General features: G+C 67.2%; 16 protein-coding genes. 11 read left to right on the top strand and 5 right to left on the bottom strand.

From position 1 onward, the window contains the following. The first annotated feature begins 45 nt into the window (after positions 1–45). Complete coding sequence (locus DFLDMN_RS07935) at positions 46–1,302, top strand: SUMF1/EgtB/PvdO family nonheme iron enzyme (protein ID WP_423197917.1); 1,257 nt, start codon at positions 46–48, stop codon at positions 1,300–1,302. 173 nt (positions 1,303–1,475) lie between these two features. Here DFLDMN_RS07935 and DFLDMN_RS07930 read toward each other — a convergent pair whose 3' ends face one another. From DFLDMN_RS07930 to DFLDMN_RS07915, 4 genes are all read right to left on the bottom strand, one after another. Next, a complete protein-coding gene (locus DFLDMN_RS07930; RefSeq protein WP_423197916.1) occupies positions 1,476–3,311 on the bottom strand; it encodes a DEAD/DEAH box helicase in 1,836 nt (611 codons plus the stop codon). Between the two features lie 792 nt (positions 3,312–4,103). After that, entirely contained in the window at positions 4,104–4,322 is a 219-nt protein-coding gene (locus DFLDMN_RS07925; protein ID WP_423197915.1) for a hypothetical protein, read from the bottom strand. A gap of 134 nt (positions 4,323–4,456) precedes the next feature. After that, positions 4,457–4,726 carry a hypothetical protein gene (locus DFLDMN_RS07920; RefSeq protein WP_423197914.1) on the bottom strand — a complete coding sequence of 90 codons (270 nt, stop codon included), beginning with the start codon at positions 4,724–4,726 and terminating at the stop codon, positions 4,457–4,459. A 25-nt stretch (positions 4,727–4,751) separates the two neighbouring features. Next, a complete protein-coding gene (locus tag DFLDMN_RS07915; protein WP_423197913.1) occupies positions 4,752–5,015 on the bottom strand; it encodes a hypothetical protein in 264 nt (87 codons plus the stop codon). Between the two features lie 412 nt (positions 5,016–5,427). Here DFLDMN_RS07915 and DFLDMN_RS07910 point away from each other — a divergent pair, with 412 nt between their 5' ends. Further along, positions 5,428–7,599, top strand: a complete 2,172-nt coding sequence (locus tag DFLDMN_RS07910) for a protein kinase domain-containing protein (RefSeq protein WP_423197912.1) — start codon at positions 5,428–5,430, stop codon at positions 7,597–7,599. A gap of 50 nt (positions 7,600–7,649) precedes the next feature. On the opposite strand, the gene DFLDMN_RS07905 is transcribed toward DFLDMN_RS07910, so the two are convergent. Then, a complete protein-coding gene (locus DFLDMN_RS07905) occupies positions 7,650–8,954 on the bottom strand; it encodes a formylglycine-generating enzyme family protein (protein ID WP_423197911.1) in 1,305 nt (434 codons plus the stop codon). A gap of 278 nt (positions 8,955–9,232) precedes the next feature. On the opposite strand from DFLDMN_RS07905, the gene DFLDMN_RS07900 reads away from it, so the two are divergent. The 9 genes from DFLDMN_RS07900 to DFLDMN_RS07860 all read left to right on the top strand — a co-directional run bounded on the left by DFLDMN_RS07900 (position 9,233) and on the right by DFLDMN_RS07860 (position 21,969). Then, the gene (locus tag DFLDMN_RS07900; RefSeq protein ID WP_423197910.1) at positions 9,233–9,658 is read left to right on the top strand and encodes a DUF4399 domain-containing protein; all 426 of its coding nucleotides are present in this window, start codon (positions 9,233–9,235) and stop codon (positions 9,656–9,658) included. A 31-nt stretch (positions 9,659–9,689) separates the two neighbouring features. After that, entirely contained in the window at positions 9,690–10,169 is a 480-nt protein-coding gene (locus DFLDMN_RS07895; RefSeq protein ID WP_423197909.1) for a DUF4399 domain-containing protein, read from the top strand. A gap of 313 nt (positions 10,170–10,482) precedes the next feature. After that, positions 10,483–10,758, top strand: coding sequence for a hypothetical protein (locus DFLDMN_RS07890; RefSeq protein WP_423197908.1), 276 nt, complete (start codon positions 10,483–10,485; stop codon positions 10,756–10,758). Between the two features lie 291 nt (positions 10,759–11,049). Continuing rightward, positions 11,050–12,498, top strand: coding sequence for an efflux transporter outer membrane subunit (locus DFLDMN_RS07885; RefSeq protein WP_423198355.1), 1,449 nt, complete (start codon positions 11,050–11,052; stop codon positions 12,496–12,498). 197 nt (positions 12,499–12,695) lie between these two features. After that, positions 12,696–15,287: an FHA domain-containing protein gene (locus DFLDMN_RS07880; RefSeq protein WP_423197907.1), complete on the top strand. Its 2,592-nt coding sequence runs from the start codon at positions 12,696–12,698 to the stop codon at positions 15,285–15,287. Next, positions 15,284–16,657, top strand: a complete 1,374-nt coding sequence (locus DFLDMN_RS07875) for an HlyD family efflux transporter periplasmic adaptor subunit (protein ID WP_423197906.1) — start codon at positions 15,284–15,286, stop codon at positions 16,655–16,657. The genes DFLDMN_RS07880 and DFLDMN_RS07875 overlap by 4 nt, the downstream gene beginning before the upstream one ends. A gap of 29 nt (positions 16,658–16,686) precedes the next feature. Further along, positions 16,687–17,439, top strand: a complete 753-nt coding sequence (locus tag DFLDMN_RS07870) for a peptidylprolyl isomerase (RefSeq protein WP_423197905.1) — start codon at positions 16,687–16,689, stop codon at positions 17,437–17,439. After that, complete coding sequence (locus DFLDMN_RS07865; protein ID WP_423197904.1) at positions 17,420–20,545, top strand: peptidase domain-containing ABC transporter; 3,126 nt, start codon at positions 17,420–17,422, stop codon at positions 20,543–20,545. The genes DFLDMN_RS07870 and DFLDMN_RS07865 overlap by 20 nt, the downstream gene beginning before the upstream one ends. Next, positions 20,542–21,969 (top strand): sigma-54 interaction domain-containing protein, encoded by a 1,428-nt coding sequence (locus DFLDMN_RS07860; protein ID WP_423197903.1) that lies wholly within the window; start codon positions 20,542–20,544, stop codon positions 21,967–21,969. The genes DFLDMN_RS07865 and DFLDMN_RS07860 overlap by 4 nt, the downstream gene beginning before the upstream one ends. Positions 21,970–22,036: the final 67 nt, after the last annotated feature.

Here is a 22,036-nt window from a genome sequence, read left to right as displayed (position 1 = left end):
TTCGCGCAGCCGGACTCCCTCAACCTTTCTCACACGGATGCTTCGATGAGCGGCTTCTCCATGCTTCCCGATCTCCATTTCACCGGCGGCAAGACCGCGTGGGCCGATGCCCGCCGCCTGCCGCGCGAGGGGTTGGCGCAGGCGCTGGTCGAGGCGCGCAACCGCACGCTGGGATGGCTGGCGGCGCTGGGCCAGACCCGTCGAGGCTGGCAGGTCGACCGCCAGTACGACTGCGATCCGCCGTTATGGACGCTGGGCCATATCGCCTGGCACGCGGAATGGTGGTGCCTGCGCGGCATGCACGAGCTTGAGCGCGACGGCATACGGCTGCCGGTGACGCGTGAGCCGTCTCGGCTCGATGGCGCCGACGAATGGTTCGATCCCGAGCGCATCGGTCCCGACGAGCGCTGGGAAATCGCCTTGCCCGACGTGGCACAGGTCAAGCAATACGCGGCCGACGTGCTCGACGGTCTGCTGCGCCGGATCGCGCTGCTGCCTGACGATGGCGACGAGACCCTGTATCCGTTCCGCCGCGCGCTATTCCACGAAGATGCGCAGGGCGAGACCATCGCCGCGCTGCTGCAGGCACTGGGCATGGCGCCCGCCGGTCCCGCTACGCCGCTACCGACGCTGACTTCCGGCCATGCGGGCACGCTGCATTTTCCAGGCGGACGGTTCACGCAGGGCTGGAGCGAGGCCGATGGCTTTGCGCTGCCGGACGAGTTGCCGCCGCAGCAGACCTATGTGCCCGCTTTCGAGATGGACGCGGCGCTGGTCACCAATGCGCAGTTCCTCGAATTCGTCGAGGACCGCGGCTATGAGCATCCGGCGTGGTGGTCCGCGGCGGGCCGGCAGTGGCTGATGACCCAGGAGCGTTCGGCGCCCCGCTATTGGTCACGTCACCCCGAGTCGCGCGCGTGGATGGTGTCGCGCTTCGGCGCGCTCCGCACGCTCAATCCGGACGAGCCCGTGCGCCATGTCACGCTTTACGAGGCGCAAGCCTGGTGCGTCTGGGCCGGGCGTCGCCTGCCGGCGGAAGTCGAGTGGGAACTGGCGGCCACGCAGAACCGCGGCCTGCATTGGGGAGCGTTGCGCGAATGGACGGCCACGCCCTATGAGCCGTATGCAGGCTTCGAGGCGCGTGCTACCGACGCCGAACTGGTGAGCCGCTTTGCCACGCATCAGGTCGTGCGCGGCGTGTCGTTTGCCAGTGTGCCGCGCCAGCGGCATACACGGGCGCGGACGGCATTGCTGCCGGAGGACGATGTGTCGTTCGTGGGCTTCCGCAGTTGCGCGCTGTAGGGCGGTTGCAGCCGGGGTGGGACGGATACGAAAAGAGCACCTCGCGGGTGCTCTTTTCGTTTGCGGACCAGGGCGACATTTCTGTCGCGATCCCTGTGTCGCAATGCCTGTGTCGCAATGCCTGTGTCGCAATGCCGGCGTCGCGGGTCGGCGTCGCCGACCCAGGCCCAGGCTTAACGCTCGTAGCGCGAGCGGCTGTTACGCTGCTGGCCGCCAAAGCCGCCACGGTTACCGTCGCGCTGGCCACCTTCGCGGTTGCCAAAGCCACGGCCGCCGTCGCGGTTGCCGTAGCTACGGTCGCCAAAGCTGCGTTCGCCGAAATTCCGCTCGCCAAACGTGCGCGGCTCGCCGCGGTCACCGCCAAAGCTGCGTTGCTGGCCTTGGCCTTGGCCCTGGCCCTGGCCACGGTAGCCGCCGCCGGTACCACGGTCGCCGAAGCCGCGATTCTCGCCGCGATCGCCAAAGCCACGGTTCTCGCCGCCGAACGTGCGCTCGCCAAACTTGCGCTCGCCGCCGTTGTTGCGATCACCAAAATTGCGGTCGCCAAAGCTGCGCTCGCCATTGCCGCGATAACCGCCGCCGCTGTTACCTCGATAGCCGCCGCCGTTGCGGTTGCCACCGGGCTTGCCACCAAAGCCCTGGCGGGGCTTGGGCGAACGGCGCGGCTCCAGGCCCTCGATCACCGAGGCGTCCACGCGGTTGTTGGTAAAGCGCTCGATGCGGCGCCACTGGAACACGTCGCCGTGGTTCACGAGGTTGATCGCCACACCCGAACGGCCGGCACGGCCGGTACGGCCGATGCGGTGCACATAGTCCTCGGCCTGCTTGGGCAGGTCGAAGTTCACCACGTGCGTGATATCGGGCACGTCGATGCCGCGCGCGGCCACGTCGGTGGCCACCAGCACGCGCAGGTTGCCGCGGCGCAGTGCCGTCAGCGTGCGGTTACGCGCGCCTTGCGTCATGTCGCCGTGCAGCGCGCCGGCAGAAAAGCCGGTGTCGGACAGGCGCTCGGCCAGCGAGTCGGCATCGCGCTTGGTGGCGGTGAAGACGATGGCCTGCTTGAGCGAGGCATCGCGCAGCAGGTGGTCGAGCAGGCGCTCCTTGTGCGACATGTCGTCGGTATAGTGCAGGCGCTGCTCGATATGGCTCTGGTCCATGCGGGCCGCGGCGATCTCGATGCGTTGCGGGTCGCGCAGCTGGCGCGACGCGAGTTGCGCGATGCGGGCATCGAGCGTGGCCGAGAACATCAGCGTCTGGCGCGTGGCCGGCGTGGCCGCGACGATGGCGTCGATGTCGTCGGCAAAGCCCATGTCGAGCATGCGGTCGGCTTCGTCGAACACGAGCATGTCGAGCGCCGACAGGTCGATGCGACCCGCATCGATATGGTCGAGCAGACGGCCCGGCGTGGCCACGAGGATGTCAGGCATCTTGGCCAGCATGGCCAGCTGCTTCGGATAGGGCATGCCGCCCAGGATGCTTGCGCAGATGATGCGGCGCAGGTTGCGGCCGTACTTGGCGGCAGCCTCGGTCACTTGCAGTGCGAGTTCGCGCGTGGGCGTCAGGACCAGCAGCGAGGGCTGTGCCGGTGCCGGACGGGGACGCTTGCCCTTCATGCGCTTGACCGGCTCGTCCGGGCGCGGGCGGTTCGGCGCGGCCTTTTCGCTGATGCGCTGGATCGCGGGCAGCATGAACGCTGCGGTCTTGCCCGAGCCGGTCTGGCTCGAGACCAGCAGGTCGCGGCCGGCCAGGAAGGCGGGAATGGCCTGCGCCTGCACGGGCGTGGGCGTGTTGTAGTTCAGTTCGGTGAGCGCGCGCAGGATGGCGGCGTCGAGGCCGAGAGCGGCAAAGCCATTCTCGGTGGCGGCCGGGGCTGCGTCGCCGGCTGCGGCGGGTGCTGCATCGACAGTGCCATTGAGCACCGCGTCGAGCTTGTCGAGCGGGCTTTGCGTGTTGGCATTGTCGTTGGCGGAGGCAAAAGGCTGCTCCGCACGGAGGTCGTGCTGGGTCATGTCGTGGTTATCAATAATGCATGTCACCCCTGGGCAGTCAGCCACGAGGGGCGGGCGCAATGCAAAGTCTAAAAAGGCTTCGGCGCCAATCGGTGAGGCCGTTCGACAGACTCAGCTGACAACACGGCGGCAGGCAGGGGCGCTGGCGGAACATCCGGCCGCGGAACCCTGGCAGGCAAACAGCTCCAGAGTACGGGCTGTTCAACAGGATCGGAGACGAGGCAACGTCGGTGAGTGGTGCGTTCTGGCCGGCGCCTGTCTGGCATGCTGCAAGCGACAGAGGCAGGGGGCAGAGCTTGGGAGGGCTGCGGATACACCGGAATGGACTGATATTGCGCAGGCATTCGGCGTGGTGCGGAACTCACAGTGCGAAACTCACAGGCGCGGAGTATAGCAGAAGAGTTACGACCATGTTGCAGTGCGAAACGTAACGGGATGTGTCGGGGCGCCCTTGCATGGGGCGGGCCGCTTTCTATACTGGGAAGCGCGAGCACATCGTGCCCGCCCGGGGCGGACGTCAGACGCGTCCCGCCGACCGCTTGCGGCGGGGATCTCGCCGTTCGGCGCCGGGACTGCGGCCATTGTCGCCAATGCGAGGTTCTCCCGACTGTCCGGGTGGTCCGGATGGCCGTCCGCGTCATGGGCGGAGTCCAAGGAGAGCCTGCCTGGCACAGAAATGACCGGAGTTGGCCGGCGACGCGACCCAGGCGGTCCGGGCCCGTCCGCAACCACAAAGCCCGCCAATTGCTTGGCGGGCTTTTCTTCTGATGCAACCAGCGCGGCGCGCCGTCGCTACTTGCGTGGCAACGCGCCGGCTACCCGTTCCTGCCCTGCGATCGTTGGCTTGCCCGGCAACCCCTGCGGATACTGGATGAGTCGCGTCATATGCGCGTGGCGATAAGACTGCCAGCGGTGGGTGCCCGCCGCGCGCGCACCGCCCATGATCGCGGACATCGCCTCGCGGTCGAGGTCCACGCTCTCCGACAAATCCTTGATGACGATCACTGCCATGGCGTTCTCCAGCGTGCGGACCGTGCCCATGCGGCCGGTGGGCCGCACGGACGGCGCCGGGGCGGGCGCGGGTCCGATTCAGTATAGGCGGGCGGTCCCGTCGCCAGCGAGGCGGGACCGCCGCCGGACGCCGGTCAGACCGCCGCCCAGTTGCCGCCCCATTGCGACGGATTGACGTCGACATTGACATGGCCGAGGCCCTTGCCGATCACGCTGCCGTTGAGCGTGGCGACATTGATCTCCTGCAGCTGTGCAATGTTCTGGTTGATGTTGATGTTGACGTTGGCAAGCGGACCGGCGCTGCCAACACGGCCCAGCCACGAGGTGCCGCCGCGGATGGTGGCAAGCGAGCTGCGGTCGAGGTCCTGGCTGAGCGCAAGGTCGCGAACGATGATGGTCGACATGGTGAACTCCTCGGTGACGGCCGCATCAGGCGCGGTTGGTGGCGTTCTGGTTGGTGTAGACGTCGTTCTTCAGGTGGTCCTGGAAGGCCGAGCCGTTGGCGAACATGCTGTTCACTTCCTGCATCTGCTGGTTCGACTGGTCGATCTTCCGGACCGAGTCGAACGACAGCTTCACGGGGCTGTAGATCGACGTGAACGGCACGAAGCCGAAGCCGCCGCGTACGGCGCGCATGCCCTTGGCATCGAGGGTTTCGGTGACGGACAGATCGTTGATGGTCAGCGTGGTCATGGCAGTTCTCCTTGAGAGATGTGGTGCTACTGGTTCAGATGGTGAGCATCGGGTTGGTGTCGCGCTCGGACCAGATATCGCAGCAAGCGTGCCAGCCCATGGGCCAGCGCCGTCGCGCCGCCGTCGCCCGCTTGCAATGCCTTGAAAACACGAGGGAAAAAAATCGGCGCGCGGGCACGGTGAACGCCTGACGCGAATGCGCGAGGTGTCGGCGGTGCCGGATCGGTCCCGGACTGGTGGGTGCCGCCCAACAGGTTGCGCGGCGCTGTTGGGGCGCGAGCAACGCGCGGCGCAATGCCCGGGTTTGCGAATGGCTTGGGTGCGCACTAGTATCCATCGAGGGTGGGCGGCGCCATGACCGCATCGATGTCACGGCGGCACCTGCCGATAACCACACGTCGGGAATGCATCGATGCCGAGCCTGGCCGACCTGATACGCAACTTCCGGAGCGGTGGGCTGACGCGTGACGAATTTCTTGCGTCCGTCGACAACGTGCTGGAGGAGGATGACACCACGCCAGGTCATCTCGCGCGCGTGCTCAGCGAGGAACATACCCGCACGCCGCTACCGCACAATGTCTATGGCGAGGTCATGCGACGCATCGACGCGCGCCTGGCAACCCAGTTCGATCCGGTCGGCGAGGACACGCGCCTGGCCGATCCCGCCGACCGCAGCGCGCCGTCGCTCTCGTCACCGTCGTCACCCTCGTCACCTTCGTCATCGTCCTCGCCCTCGGCGGGCACCTTCCGCGGCAACACCGGCGGCATGCAGCCGGGCGCGCCAGGTGCGCATGTCAAGGGCGTGGGCGATACGCTCAACGGCCGCTTCGTGCTCGAGGAGTGCCTCGGCGTGGGTGGCATGGGCACCGTGTACAAGGCGCTGGACCTGCGCAAGCTGGAGGCCTCGGATCGCAAGCCCTATATCGCGATCAAGGTGCTCAACCTGCAGTTCAGCAGCCATCCGAAATCGCTGATGGCGCTGCAGCGCGAGGCGCGCAAGGCGCAGCAGCTTGCCCACCGCAATATCGTCACGGTGTACGACTTCGATCGCGATGGCGCCACGGTCTTCCTCACCATGGAGTACCTGTCGGGCAAGCCGCTGAGCCGCGTGCTGCGCGCGCCGGACTTCGCCGGCCTGCCGTTTGCCAAGGCGCTGCCGATCATCGTCGGCATGGGGCGCGCGCTCGCGTACGCGCACGAGCGCGGCTTCGTGCATTGCGATTTCAAGCCGGCCAACGTGTTCCTGACCGAGCGCGGCGAGGTCAAGGTGATCGACTTCGGCATCGCGCGTGGCTTTCGCCAGCCGCTCGACGATGCCGACCAGACCGTGTTCGACGCCGGTTCGCTCGGCGGCATGACGCCCGCTTATGCGAGCCCTGAGATGTTCGAGCATCGCGAGCCCGATCCGCGCGACGATATCTATGCGCTGGCCTGCGTGAGCTATGAGCTGCTGACGGGCAAACATCCGTACGACCGGTTGTCCGCCAACCAGGCGCGCGCCGCCAACCTCAAGCCGCCTGCACCGAAAGGGCTGTCGCGCACGCAATGGAAGACGCTGCGGCAGGCGCTGTCGCTCGATCGCGCCACGCGCACGCCGACGGTCTCGCGCTTCCTGGAAGGCATGGGAGCGGCGGAGCCGCATCAAGGCACCTCGCGCGTCCCGGTGCTGGTGGGCGTCGTGATTGGCGCGGTGCTCGCGGCCGGCCTCGGCTATTACGCGTGGCGCAGCGGCGTGGCGAAGGACACGGTGCATACGCCTGTGCCGGCCCCGGGTGATGCCGCCTCTGCACAGGCGTCCAGTCAGGGCGTCAGCCCGTCCTCCGCCCAGTCTTCCACCCCGTCTTCCACCGCGCCCGCAACGCAGGCCCCCAGCCAGCGCGCGGCAACGGCCACCGAGGCCGATGCCTCGCGTGAGGCGCCGCTGTCCATGGAAAGCATCGCGTCGCTGCTTGCGGCGGTACCGTGCTCGCTGCTGCAGGGCCGAATCGATGGCAAGGTGGTGCACGTAAGCGGCTATGTGTCGGACGGCGTGGGCGTCAAGCCGCTGCGCGAGAAGCTCACGGCGGTGCCCGGCGTGGGCGGCGTCAAGCTCGACCTCACCCCGATCGGCGAGGACAAGTGCGACGTGGTCAAGCTGGTGGCGCCCTACTGGTCAGCGCACCGGCAGGGCATGGCCGCACTGCGGCCGCGCGGCGGCAATACGCGGCTGACGGAGGGCATGCCGCTGGTGATGGACATCGCCACGCCGGCGCACGAGTCGTACGTCTATGTCGATTACTTTGTCGCGGACGGCAAGGTGGCGCACCTGGTACCCAGCCGCCGCGTGCAGGGCAACCAGGCTCCGGCGGGCTATCACGCGACCATCGGCGACGGCGGCGACTGGATCATCTCCAAGCCCTTCGGCAGCGAGATGGTGGTGCTGCTGACCACGCCCGCACCGCTGTTCGACACGCGCCGGCCCGAGTTCGAGACCCGCCAGGAGTACCTGCGCGCGCTCGAGAAGCCGCTCGCGCAGATGGCGTCCAGGTACGGCAAGGACCGCATCAGCGCCGATCTCGTGCAGATCTCGACGCGCGCACGCTAGGCTCGACGCGCGCACGCCAGGCGCGTGCGTCGGCCGCGGTACGGGCACGGTTATTTCAGGTCGCGAGCCACGCGAAAGCCGTTCTGCGATTGCCGCACACTGGTGCTGTACTTGAAGCGCGTCGACGACACCATGTAGTTGGCCCCTTCGCGCCAGGAGCCGCCACGGATCACGCGCGCGGTACAGCCGTTCTCGTCCCAGGCGCGGCCATCGGTGGGCGCGCCCTTGTACGAGCTGTGCCAGCAGTCGCCGACCCATTCCCACACGCTGCCGTTCATGTCGTGCAGTCCGTACGGATTGGCCGCGAACGAGCCGACCTCGGCCGGCGCGTCCTGCGCCCAGGGATCGCCGCAGTCCTTGCAGTTGGCATTGCCCTTCTTCATCTGGTCACCCCACCAGTACGCGCTGTGGGTGCCGCCGCGCGCCGCATACTCCCATTCGGCCTCGGTGGGCAGGCGGTACGTCTTGCCGGTGGTCCTGGACAGCCACGCCACGTATTGCTGCGCGTCGTCCCAGCTGACGTCGCGTATGGGCGCGTTCCTGGCCGTGCCCGCCGTGGCGATGCGCGGGCATGCGCTGGCGTCGACGCACGCGTTCCACTGCTCGACGGTGACCTCGAACTTGCCGATGGCGAAGGGCTGGCCGATGCTGACGTGGTGCGGCGGCTTCTCCGCAGGGTCGCTGGTATTGCTGCCCATGGTAAAGCCGCCGGGCGTCAGCGTGACCAGGATCGGACAGGCGGGGCAGTCGCGCAGCTCGCCGGTGCGGGTTGCGCCGGCCGTGGCGCTGCCCGTGGACTTGCCTTCGTTCGGATAGGTGATGACGCCGGACGAAATGCTGCCGCCTGTGCGCGAGCGCGGCGTGTTGGCGGCCTGCGCGGGCGGTGCCGGTGTCGCCTCCGGTGCGCGCGCCGTGGGTGGCGTGGCGGGAGCGGGCGGCGCGGGTGCCGGTGCGGTGCCGGTGCCGGGCGCGGACCGGCTGTCGGCCCTGGGCGGGCCGGACTTTGCCGCCGAGGTGGATGGCGTGGACGGTGCGGAGGGTGAGGAGGGCGCCGGTGCCGCGGCGCGGATGCGCTCGATGCGCGCCTTTGCCAACGCGGCAAAGCGGCCATTCGGATAGGCCTTCAGATAGGCCTCGTAGTCGCTCGCGTAGCTGCTGTTCTTGATCGACTCCCAGAACGCGAGCTCGTATTGCTCGTTGCTGTCCTTGGGCAGGATGCCGGCATGCGCGCGGGCGATGAAGATATCGACGAGACCGAACGCATCGGCCGCTCCGCCCGCGCTGGCCACACCGGTCGCCACCGCCTGCAGCGCGCCGATCCCCACACTGAACAGCACAAGAGTTTTCCGCCACATATCGAGGGTCCCGTTGTTCCGGCACTGCGCGCGTGGTGTTGCCGTGACCTGCCTCCGGCTCGTTTCAAGATAGCACAGCGTTCGTGCCACGGCAGTTCGCCTGTGCGCGCCCATGTGCCCGTGCCCGCATGCATTCGCGCGCGCATGGGTGTCGGCATGGCCTCGCTTCATCCACGTGGCCGGTTCGCATTTTCATCGCATCCGGACTACGCTGTAGGACACGTCGAGCGCGCGCCGCGTCACAACGTCCGTCAAGAATACGACTGGGAGGAGCGTGTATGTCCAGACGATCCCTGCTCCATATGGTGGCGGCCGCGCTGCTGGCCGTGCATCCCCTCGCTTCCAGTCCCACGCCGGCGCCCGCCAATGCCGAGGCCTACATCATCTGGCCGGCGGACGGCGCGGTGATCGACGGCGGCAAGCTCTGGGTCCGCATGGGGCTCAAGAACATGGGCGTATGCCCCAAGGGCATCGAGCGGCCCAACTGCGGGCACCATCACCTGTTGATCGACGTGGACCTGCCGCCGATGGACAAGGAAATTCCCAACGATCGCAACCATCTGCACTTTGGCGCGGGCGAGACCGACGCCCGCATCGAGTTGCCGCCGGGCAGGCACACCCTGCAACTGCTGATGGGCGACAGCAAGCACGTACCGTTCGAGCCACCGATTTACTCGAAGAAGATCACGATCACCGTGCGGTAGCACACCGACGCCCGCGTTGGGGAGAGACGCCATGACCAAGCCGATCATCGTTGCCGCGCGCGTGCTGGCCGCCGTCGCGCTTGCCGCGCCGCTGGGGCTCGGCGCCGCCGAGCCGGGCGGGAGTGCCAGGGGTGCCAGGCCCACCGGCGGTCCCACTGCCGCGCCGCCCAATGCCTACCTCTATATCGGCTATCCCAACGACCACCAGACCCTGCCGGCCGGCAAGCCGATCAAGGTCTGGTTCGGCTTGCGCAACATGGGCGTGGCGCCCAAGGATGTGAAGTACCCCAACACCGGGCATCATCATCTGCTGGTCGACGTGGACCTGCCGCCGCTGGACCAGGAGATTCCCAACGACCGCAATCACCTGCACTTCGGCGCGGGCGAGACCGAGACCACGATCGAGCTGCCACCGGGCAAGCACACGCTGCAGTTGCTGATGGGCGACGAGAAGCACATCCCGACCAATCCGCCGGTCTACTCGAAGAAGATCACGATCTACGTGCGGTAGCCCCGATGGGCCGCCGGCCCGGCGGACGATCCCGGCGGCGCCGGCCTGTCTGCCGTACGCCAACAGTTTCCCCGTGCACCTGTCTGCGCGGCGCCATCACCGGCGCCACGCCACGTTGCGCCACGTTGCCCCAATACGCGCGGCGGCCACGCGTTTTCTCCCGTGTTTTCAAGGCATTGCAAGCGAGCGACGGCGGCGCGACGGTGCTGGCCCATGGGCTGGCACGCTTGCTGCGATATCTGGTCCGAGCGCGACACCAACCCGATGCTCACCACCTGAACCAGTAGCACCACATCTCTCAAGGAGAACTGCCATGACCACGCTGACCATCAACGATCTGTCCGTCACCGAAACCCTCGATGCCAAGGGCATGCGCGCCGTACGCGGCGGCCTCGGCCTGGGCTGGGTGCCGTACACCTCGATCTATCACCCGGTGAAGCTGTCGTTCGACTCGTCGACCACGATCACGCAGTCGAACCAGCAGATGCAGGAAGTGAACAACATGTTCGCCAACGGCTCGGCCTTCCAGGATCATCTGAAGAACAACGTCAACACCAACCAGAACGCCAGCAACACGGTGTATCGCTGAGCGGCTGGCCGTCAGGCCAGCCCATGCAAGAGAACCGCACGGGGAGCTTGTTGCCGGGGACACCTCCGCCCCGGCAGCTTTTTTTCCACGTACCACGGCTCGCATGAATGAGGTTGGCACCTTCGATGTGCCGACCCACAATACAGAACACCTTGGGCATTGCCTCAGGAGGACATCGTGTCCGACGCTTTCGCTTTCCGCTCCGGCCTTTGCACGGTTGTCGGCAACATCTCGCGGCATAGGGTCCGCTCCTGTGCCTGCCTTCGTCCCCGCGCCGCAAACACCGCCCGCCTGCCATCATGCCGCGCGTGCCTGGCATGGTTCGTCGCGGGGCTCGTGCTCCTCGTGACCGCCGGCTGTGCCGATTTCCGTCCGCCCGAGTATCACCGTCCCGAGACGCCGGCCAAGGCCGCGTGGTCGCGCGACGACGTGGTGAGCGTATCGCCGGCCGAGACCATTCTGCCCAACTGGTGGCAGGGCTTCCAGGATCCGTACCTCGACCAGCTGGTGGACCGGGCGCTCGCCGGCAATTACGACATCAAGGTGCTGGCGGCACGCATCCGCGTCGCCAACGCTCAGATCGGCGAGGCGCGTGCCGGCGCGCTGCCGGTCTTCGATATCGGCGCGGGCGCGAGCTTCGACAAGACCACGGGCCAGCCGCTCACACGCACCTACAACCTCGGCGCCCAGGTCAGCTGGGATATCGACGTATGGGGCAAGGTGGAGAAAGGCGTGCAGGCCCAGACCGCCGAGTTCCGCGCCACCGAGGCCGACTGGCGCGCGGGGTATCTCACGCTGGTGTCGGCGGTGTCGATCACCTATTTCCAGATCCTGCAGTTCGACGAGCAGATCGACCAGCAAAGCCGCACGGTGGGCCGTAACGGCGAGATCCTGACGACCTACCGGGCGATGTACGCCAATGGTCTCGTGCCGCAGATCCGTGTCATGCAGCAGCAGGCCGAGATCAACCGCCTCAACAAGGATCTGCTGGAGCTGCGCCGTTCGCGCAATGTGGCAGAGAATGCGCTGGCTACGCTGGTGGGCGTGCCGGCCGGCGAGCTCAAGGTACCGGTGGGACGCCTGCAGGACCGCGTGCGCCTGCCGGTGGTGCCGGCCGGGCTGCCGTCGCAGTTGCTCGCGCGGCGGCCGGATATCGTCGCCGCCGAGTATCGCGTGCTGTCCGCCTACAACCTGGTCGGCCAGGCACGTCTGGCCCAGCTGCCCAGCATCAGCCTGACCGCGCGCGGCGGCACCGCGAGCTTTGCGCTGTCGGACCTGCTGAAGTCGTTCACCTTCGGCTTCATGCCGAGCATCAACCTGCCGATGCTCGATCCCAATGTGCGCGCGCGCGTCAAGACCAGCGAGGCCAATATTGGCGTGGTCGAGAACGAGTATGGCCGCGCCGTGATGACCGCGTTCGAGGAAGTGGAGAACGCGCTGGTCAACGTGGATGCGCACAAGAAGCAGCGCGCCGAACTGCAGCAGCAGGTGGAGCAACTGCGCGTGGTATCGGCGCAGATCGAGGCGCAACTGAAGGAAGGCGTGGTCTCCCAACTGGAAGTGTTCGAAACCGAGCGCTCGCTGTTGACCGCGCAGCTTGCGCTGTTGGAGGTCCACCAACAGATCCTGTCGGACACCGTCACGCTCTACAAGGCACTCGGCGGCGGCTGGCCGGCCGAACAAGTGCGCAACGCGCCCTCGGGCACGGCGGTCTCGGCCAACACGGGTGCGGCGCAATAGACCGCGCGCACCCGCATCGATCGTCATCGCGCACCGGCATGCCACACGCATACCCACCACGCTGCAACGCAGCGGATTGACTCATCGAAGGCGTCGCCTACTATGTTCTTACCCGTGACATCCCGCCCCTCGTCGTCGCCCGCAGGCCCGGCCACGCGGCGTCGCGCCACCGGTCCGACTGTTGGTTCTCGAGAAACATGACGCGCGACGATGCCCCGATCATGGACATGCCGGTGATGATGCGCTCCTCTCCAGTGGACTCCCATGCCGCCCAGGCAGCGGCCGGCGCGCCGGGACAGGCCTTCGACGTCCTGCTCATGCCGCTATCCCGGCCCGAGCTCGGCGAGATTCGCATCGGCGAGGATCTGTTCGCGATCGGCCGTGGCGAGGCGCCGTTCACGGCGTACCCCGCCGATGCGCGGGCCGTGCTGTCGCGCCGCCATGCGCGCATCTTTTCCGAGCATGGCGCGGTTTATGTGGCCGACCTCGGCAGCAAGAACGGCACGCGCGTCAATGGCGCCGCGGTGGCACAGCAACCCGCTGTGCTGGGCGATGGCGACGAGGTCAGCTTTGGCGCCGCGCTCACCTATCGCGTGTGCCTGTATCCGCGTGCGACCGCGCCGGAGGCGCCGCGCGTGGCGGTGGCGCTGGCGCCGATGCGCGATGACGTCGGCCTGCAGCCGGTGGTCGTAAGCGGCTTTCCGTACCTGATCAGCAAGGCGGACGAGACCTTTGCGCGCTACGGCGATGCCTATCCGCACCAGGTGAACTACCTGTCGCGGCGGCACGCGCATCTGTACCTCAAGGGCGGCACCCCGTGGCTGGAGGACCTGGGAAGCACCAATGGCACCTTCGTCAACGGCGTGCGGCTCGACGATCATGCGATCCGCCTGGAGTCAGGCGATGTGGTGGCGTTCGGGGGCAATCATTTTGTCTATCGCGTGACCATCGAGCGCGAGGTCGACGGTGACGCCACCGCGACGCGCTCGATCCTGTTCGATGCGCCGGGTGCGCAGCCCGCGCCGGCAGGGGGCATGCCGGCGGACGGCGATCGCACCACCTTCGTCGGGGCGGCCGACTCGTTCCTCGATATCTTCTGCGTCGACTATGCCGCGAAGCAGGAGGATGAAGTCAACCTGGAACCGATGCCCGATGGCGCCACGCATGCCGGCACGCCGACCGGTGTGCACAGGCCTGGCGCGCGCGGCCGCGTGGCATTGATGGCCGGCGCGATTGCGCACAGCCTTGGCCTGTCCGATCCCGCGCACGCGCGGCGCGCGGCACGGTGGTGCGGGGCGCTCCTGCTGGCGGTTGCGCTGGTGGGTGGCCTCGTCTACTGGCGCAGCGCGCCCGACCGCACGCTGGACCGGCTGATGGCCGAGCGGCAGTATGCGCGTGCCGCCGCGCTGGCGGACGACTATCTTGCGCGTCACCCTGGCCAGCCTAAATACCAGGCCATCGGCACCGAAGCGCTGCTCGATGCGTACGTGCCGCAGTGGGTCGAGCGCCTGCGCGCGCACGACTTTGCCGGCGCCGACGCGGTGCTGGCGCGCATGCGTGCCGGCAGTCAGCACAACGCCGATGCACGCGCGCTGGTCGAGGAGCTGGCATGGGTGGGCCAGCTCGGCCGCTTTGCCGCCGAGCGTGGCGGCGCCGATGCCCAGATCAGGCTGTATCGCGACGAAGGCGCGATTCGCGCGCTGCTCGCGCGCTGGGAGCAGGACCCCAAGGCGCACCAGCGCGCGCTTGATCGTATTGCCAACACCACGCCGGCCTTCCGCGATACCTACGCCGATGCGCTCAGCGCGCTGCGTAAGCTGCAGAACGACGACGCCGTGTACGTCGGCGCGATGGACCGGCTCAATGCCGCCATCGCCACCGAGCTGGGGCGCGAGCAACCCGAGGCCCTGCGCGCGATGCTGGCCGACTACAAGGACAAGTATCCCCGGCTGGCCGGCCTTGATGGCGTGGAGCGCGACCTCGCGCAGTACACCGCGCTGATCCAGGCGTTGCGCAATCGTGTGCTGGGCCCGCTGATGGCACAGGTGGCGGCGGTGCACTTCGTCACTCCGCCGTTCCAGGCACAGTATCGCCAGCTCGCGGCCACCAGGCTGCCCGACGCCGAGGTCTCGCGCCAGTATGCCGTGGCCATGCAAGCCTGGCAGCGCGGCGACAGCGCGACCACCTTCAGCACGCTGGCGCCGCTGCAGGCGGGTCCCTGGCGCGAAGAACTGGCGCAGGACATCGCGCACAAGAAGCAGGTGGCCGAGCAGTTTGGCGCCTTGCCGCAGGCGCGGGGCGGTGCCGGCTACGAAGATCAGTTGCTGGCCCTGCATGCGATGCTCGATCCCGCTGCCGATGCCTGGTATGCGCACGCGGTGGCCGAGGACGTCAATGGCATTCGTGAAGCGGCGCTGCGGCGTGCCAACCTGCTGCTCGGTCGCGCGGCCGCGGCGTGGCGGCAGTACCGCAACAACGGCCTGATTGCCGGCGAGCAACGGCTCGAGGCCGGCATTTCGGCAAAATTCCGCGCGCAGGCGAAGCTGCTGGCCGATGCCCAGGCCGACGCGCGGCAGGGCCTGCGCATTTATGCGCAACTCAAGGTCGACGACACCGCGCAGTGGAGCAAGGTCCAGGACGATATCCAGGCCGAGGTGGACCTGCAACGCCGCGCGCTCAATGACCTGCGCATGGTGCTCGATCCGGCTGTGCTCAAGGCCAAGCTCGCGCTGGTGGGCGAGGCCACACCGGCGCCTACGGTGGCGGCCTCTCCGGGAGGACGGCGATGAACGACGACAACCGCCTGCGACCGCTCCACGAGGCGCTCGACGACCACAGCGCGGAGGGCATTGCGTTGCTGACGGCGGAGCCTTCGCGCCTGACCCTGCTGACCGTGGTGGCGACCGGGGCGCTGGTGCTGTGCGCGTTGTTGTGGTCGTTTGTCGGCCATGCCGACGTGATTGTCACGGCGCAGGGCACGCTGGCCCCGGAATCCGAGGTGCGGCGCTTCTATGCACCGGTCGATGGCGAACTGGCCGACCTTTACGTTGCCGAGGGGCAGCCGGTCTCCAAGGACGATGTGCTGGCGCGCCTCAATGCGCGCGGCGCGATCGAGGCCGCCGCCAACGCGCTGGAGGCGCAGCTGAAGCTGGAGGACTCCGAGCGCGAATGGAAGCAGTTTCCGGAACGCAAGGCGCTGATGGAGCGCCGCGCGGCCGCGCTCAGGCAACAGCTCGAACTGGGCACGCGTCAGCACGAGAACCGCATGGCCGAAGGCACCACGCGGCTGGCCGAGCAGCAGCGCGCACAGTTGCAGGAGGCACGCAGCAATCTCGAGAACGCACGCCGTGCGCGCGACTTTGCGCGCCAGGAGCAGGATCGCTATGCCCGCCTGTTCGCGCTGCCGGGCGGTGGCGGCGTATCGCAGTCGCAGGTGGAGGCCAAGCGTGCCGCCACGCAGGATGCGGAGAACACGCTGCGCGTGGCGCAATCGCGCCTGGCCGAGCTCGATGCGCGGCTGGCGCGCGAATACACGCAGGCCAGCGCGGAGCTGGAAGGCAGCGGGCAGGACCTTGCCAATCTGCGCATCCAGTACGACGCGCAGATGCGCGAGATCAGCAATACCGAGGACAAGCTGCGCCTGCAGGTCCAGACCGCGCGACTGGTGGCGGAAGCCGCCGCGCGCATCCGCTTCGAGAATATCGACAAGGACAACTTCCTGCTTATCCTGGCGCCGGTGTCGGGTGTGATTACCGATGTGACTTCGACCCAGCGCGGCGACAAGATTCAGGCCAATACGCCGCTGGGCGGCATCGCGCCCAAGGATGCGCGCCCGGTGCTGCGCATCGAGATTGCCGAGCGCGACCGCGCGTTCCTGCGCGAGGGGTTGCCGGTCAAGCTCAAGTTCAGCGCGTTTCCATATCAGCGCTACGGGCTGATCGCGGGCACGCTCGAATATATCTCGCCGGCCACCAAGCCGTCGGGGCCGGACAAGCAGCCGGTCTACGAGGGGCGCGTGCGGCTGGCACAGGATTACTACAGCGTGGCCGACCACAAGTACCCGCTGCGCTACGGCATGACGGCCACCGCGGAGATCGTGGTACGAGAGCGTCGGCTGATCGATCTCGGGCTCGATCCGTTCCGGCAGGTTGCCGGGTAAGCCCGCATCAGAGAAACAAGGAGGAAGCGATGACTGCCATCGTGCGAATCGACGAGGAGGTGATCGACGTCGACGAATTCATCCGCGTGCTCAAGCTGACCGGCCAGTTCGAGGGGCTGGTGGAGCAGCTCGTGCGCGACAAGCTGACCGTGCACGCGGCGCGACGGCAGGGCGTGACGCTGACGCCCGAGGAAATCCAGGAACGCGCCGACCAGTTTCGCCGCGTACAGGGCCTGCACCGCGCGGCCGACATGAACCATTATCTCGACGCGCTCGGCATCGGCCTGGACGAGTTCGAGACGTTTGTGACGGACGGGCTGTATCAGGAGAAGATGATGGCGCGCATCTGCAGCGACGCCGCCGTGGAGGAATACTTCCAGCTCAACTCGCCGAAGTTCGACAGCATCGAGATCAGCCATATCGTGGTGGATAGCGAAGGCAAGGCGCGCGAGCTGGTGTCGTATCTGCGGGACGATCCCGACGCGTTTGCCGATCTGGCGCGCGAACATTCGCTGGCGGATACGCGCGAGCAGGGCGGCGAGATCGGCAAGGTGCTGCGCGGCTCGCTCAAGAGCGAGATCGAGGCCAAGGTGTTCAACGCGGAACCGGGCGACCTGCTGGGGCCGTTTCCCGCCGCCGATCGTTCGTGCTTCGAGGTATTCCTGGTGCGCGCCAAGCATCCGGCGCGGCTCGATGACGACGTGGCGGTGGAAGTGCGCCGCCTGTTGCGCGAGGACTGGCTGATGGCAAGGGCGCAGGAACATGTCATCGAAGCCCGCTAGCGATCCCGGGATGGACCTTGGCAGCGGCGCGGCGCCGGCACCGGGACAGGCAACGGGGCAGGCGGCGGGCGCGCTGGCCGACTTTCTTGCCACCGTCGAGATCCTGTCACCGCTGACCCGCGACGAGCTCGACCGGCTGGCGGCGAGCGCGCGCACGCTGGCGTTCGGCTTTGGCGATACGGTCTGCAACGCGGGCGAGCCGGCCGACGGCCTGTTTATTGTCAGAAGCGGCTCGGTGCGCGTGTTCAACGAGGAACACGGCAAGGAAATCAGCATGGGCGTGCGCAAGGCCGGCGAAGTGTTTGCCGATATCGCCATGTTGCGCGAATACCGGCACGAATCGTCGGTGCGGGCCTCGGGCAAGACCGAGCTGCTGTGCATCCCGCGCGTCGTCAGCGAGGCGGTAGTGGCCGCCAATCCGGCCGCGCTGGCATTTATCACGAGCTACGTCGCGATCAACTCGGCGGGGGGCTTTGTGGCCCGGCTGTTCGACCTGCGCGGCAAGCTCGACAAGACCGAGCTCGAGGAAGCGGTGCGCAGCGTCGGCGTCAAGCGCGTCACGGCCGGCCGCGAGATCCTGCGGCAGGACGGGCGCGAGGATCGTCGGCTCTACGTGGTGCGGCAGGGCACGGTGCGCATCGTGCGTAATGAGGATGGCACCACCTATCCGCTCGCTACGCTGGGGCAGGGCGACATCTTTGGCGAGCGCGCCTGCGTGATGCGCCAGGAGCAGATTGCCTCGGCCATCGCCGAGACCGACGCGCGGCTGCTGGTGATACCCGAGAAAACGGTGCAGTTGATCCTGGAGCGCAATCCGCGCCTGCGCGAGGTGCTGGAGGAGCGCATCCGCGTGATCGACCGGGAGCTGCATCGGCAGAAGAAACTGGCCGAGCGCCGCAAGCGTCCGGTGCTGCTGGACCTGCACTCGAAGCCGGAATTCGGCGAACGCCTGATCCGGCGCTTTGCGCTGGTCGAGCAGGCCGAGGAGATGGACTGCGGCGCCGCGTGCCTCGGCATGATCTGCCGCCACTACGGCATACCGATGACGCTTGGCAAACTGCGCGAACTGGCCAACGTGACCACCGCCGGTGCCACGCTCGACAGCCTGGCACGCGCCGGCGAATCGCTTGGCTTTACCACGCGCGGCGTGCAATGTACGCGCGATGCGCTGCTCGGCTTCGAACTGCCGTTCGTCGTGCATTGGGAGGGTTATCACTACGTGGTGGTATACGGCGTGTCGGCACGCTGGGTCTGGGTGGCGGACCCGGCCCTGGGTTTCCGCAAGATGAGCACCGAGGAGTTCGAGCGCGGCTGGAGCGGCACCTGCCTGCTGTTCACGGCGGGCGAGTCGATGACGCAGCTCGCGGTCGCGCGCTCGCCGTGGCTGCGCTTTATTGGTTACCTGTCGCCGTACAAGCGCATCCTGGCACATCTGTTCCTGGCGACGTTCGTGATCCAGCTGCTGGGCGTGGTGCCGCCGCTGATCATCCAGAACATCCTCGACGGTGTGGTGGTCCACCAGAACGTCGGGCTGCTGCACCTGCTGATTGCCGGCCTCGTCATCTCCAATGTGTTCACCCAGCTGATGGCGACCATCCGCGCATACCTGGCCAACTTCATGGTGCGCAACATGGACTTCGCCATGATGTCGCACTTCTTCAAGCACACGTTGTCGCTGCCGCTGTCATTCTTTGCCAAGCGCAAGACCGGCGATATCTTTGCGCGCTTCCAGGAGAACCAGACCATCCGCGCGTTCCTGACCGAGTCGACCGTGACCACGGCGCTGAACCTGCTGATGGTGTTCATCTACTTCAGCATCATGTTCGTCTACAACGTGAAGCTGACCCTGTTGCTGATCGCGTTCGTGATTCCCATCGCCGCGCTCACCGTGGTGGCGACGCCGCGCCTCAAGACCTATGCGCGCGACGTGTTCACCGCGTCCACCGATGCCAAGGCGTACCTGATGGAAACGCTGGGCGGGGCGGAGACAGTCAAGGGCATGGGCATCGAGCGGCCGGTGCGGCTGCGCTGGGAGCGCAAGTACGCCAAGGCGCTCGACCGCCAGTACCAGGCGCAGTCGTTCCATATCCTGGTGGGGCTGGTCAGCCAGTTGCTCAATGCGGCGACCACCATCGCGGTGCTCTGGGTCGGGGCCACGCTGGTGCTGGAGCGGGAGCTGACCATTGGCCAGCTGATCGCCTTCAATGCATTCATGGGTAGCGTGCTGGCGCCGCTGATGGGGCTGGTGGCCCTGTGGGGCCAGCTTAACGATGCCGGCGTGGCGATGGAGCGGCTTGGCGACGTGCTCGACCTCGAACCGGAGCAGAAGCCGCAGGATGTGCTGTCGCGCGTGATGCTGCCCGACCTGCAGGGCGAGATTTCGCTCGACGGCGTGTACTTTCGCTATGGCGGCGACGAGACGCCTTATGTGCTGGAGAACATCAGCCTCCATATCCGGCCGGGCGAGATGGTGGCGGTGGTGGGGCGCAGCGGCTCGGGCAAAACCACGCTGGCGAAGCTGCTGGTCGGCTTCTACAAGCCGACCGAGGGCGCGATGATGGTCGACGGCTACGACCTCAACGTGGTGGATACCGAGTTTTTCCGCGCGCAGGTCGGCTACGTGATGCAGACCAATCTGCTGTTCTCGGGCACCATTGCCGAGAACATCGCCTGCGGCGACGACAGTCCGGACCGGCGGCGCATCGAGGAAGTGGCCAAGATGGCGGACGCGCATGCGTTCATTGCCAGGCTGCCGCTTGGCTACGAGCAGGTGGTGGGCGAGCGCGGCATCGGGCTGTCCGGCGGACAGATCCAGCGGCTGTGCATTGCGCGTGCCCTGTATCACGACCCGCGCCTGCTGGTGTTCGACGAAGCCACCTCCGCACTCGATACCCAGTCGGAGAGCAATATCCTCGCCAATATGCAGGACATCCTGCGCGGGCGTACCGCGGTGATCATCGCGCACCGGCTCAGCACGATCATGCAGGCGGACAAGATTCTCGTGCTCTACGAGGGCGCGATCGTCGAGCAGGGCCGGCACGAGGAACTGCTGGCACGGCGCGGCATGTACTACCAGTTGGTCCAGAAACAGCTGAGCGCGGCATGAAACTATTCAATCAGGGGACGCCGGGCACCTCACCCCTCAACTCGCCCCGCAATTCGCTCGATTCGTCGCTCGATTCGCCGCTCGATTCGCCGCTCGATTCGCCGCTTACTCCGTCGCTTACTTCGTCGCGGACTTCGCCACTCGCTTCCGCCCGCAATGCGATCACCTCGTCGGCGTCGTTTGCCGGACTGATCGAGAAGATCGAGATCCTGCGCTCCACGCTGCGCTGGTCGTCCCGGCTCGAACGCCCCGACATCGAGAAGCTGCTCAAGCAGGCCACCACCTTGCGCGACGAGGTCATGGGGCTGTCGCACAAGGAGCGCTTCGTCCAGGCGGCCACGCAGGAACCCGAGCCCGAGGTCGAGCCCGTGGTGCTGTCCTCGCGCGGGCGGCGCCAGGCGCTGCTGGAGCGCAGCTTCGTATTCGAGGGGACCTTTGGCGACAACCCGCGGCTGCTGGAAGCGCTGGAGATCGCGGAGAAGGCCGCGCCGACCGATCTCCCCGTGCTCATCGACGGCGAGAGCGGAACCGGCAAGGAGCTGATGGCCAAGGTCATCCACGCCAACGGCGCGCGCGTGGACAAGCCGTTTATCTCGGTCAACTGCGGGGCGATTCCCGACAGCCTGCTGGAGTCGGAGCTGTTCGGCCACAAGAAGGGCGCGTTCACGGGCGCCAGCAACGATCGCCGCGGCAAGTTCGAGAGCGCGCATACCGGCACGATCTTTCTCGACGAAATCGGCGAGTTGCCGCTGACCGGGCAGGTCAAGCTGCTACGCGTGCTGGAAGCGCACGAGATCCAGCGCGTGGGGTCGGACGAGGTCATTGCCGTCGACACGCGCATCGTGGCGGCGACCAACAAGGACCTGCGGCGCATGAGCCAGGAGGGTACCTTCCGCGAGGACCTCTATTACCGGCTTAGCGTGATTCATGTCACGTTGCCGGCGCTGCGCGAACGGCGTGACGAGATTCCGCTGCTGGTGGCGTACTTTGGCGACGAGGCGGCGGGGCAGTTGAAGCGGCGGCCGGTCAAGCTGACGCCGCGCCTGCGCGACTTCCTGCTGCATTACGACTATCCGGGCAATATCCGCGAGCTGCGCAACGTGATGTACCGCATCTCCTGCCTGGCCGGCGATACCGCCGATCTCGCCCATCTGCCGCAGAACATCCGGCCCATGCCGGCGGCGCCGGCAATGGCAGGCGGCAAGGGCACGGCCGCCGATGCGGCCACGGCCACCTCGCTCAGCGAAGCCAAGCGCGCCGCCAGCGATGAGGCCGAGCGCGCGTTCCTGGAGCGCGGCCTGCAGGAAGTGGGCGGCACCGTGGCGGAGTTGGCACGGCGCTTCGACATGAACCGCTCGCACGTGCAGATGCTGCTGAAGAAGCACGGCATCCATTCGAAGGATTTTCGCGGCAATCGTGGGTAACCACGGATCAGCATGGCTGAGCGCGGCCGGGGCGAGCGGCGCTATCCGCGCTGCCGGCGCCAATCCG

It is taken from the genome of Cupriavidus sp. H19C3, from assembly GCF_049393815.1.
Taxonomy (GTDB): domain Bacteria; phylum Pseudomonadota; class Gammaproteobacteria; order Burkholderiales; family Burkholderiaceae; genus Cupriavidus.
The sequence above is the reverse complement of the archived record's forward strand: the minus strand, read 5'-3'. Positions and strand labels throughout refer to the sequence as shown.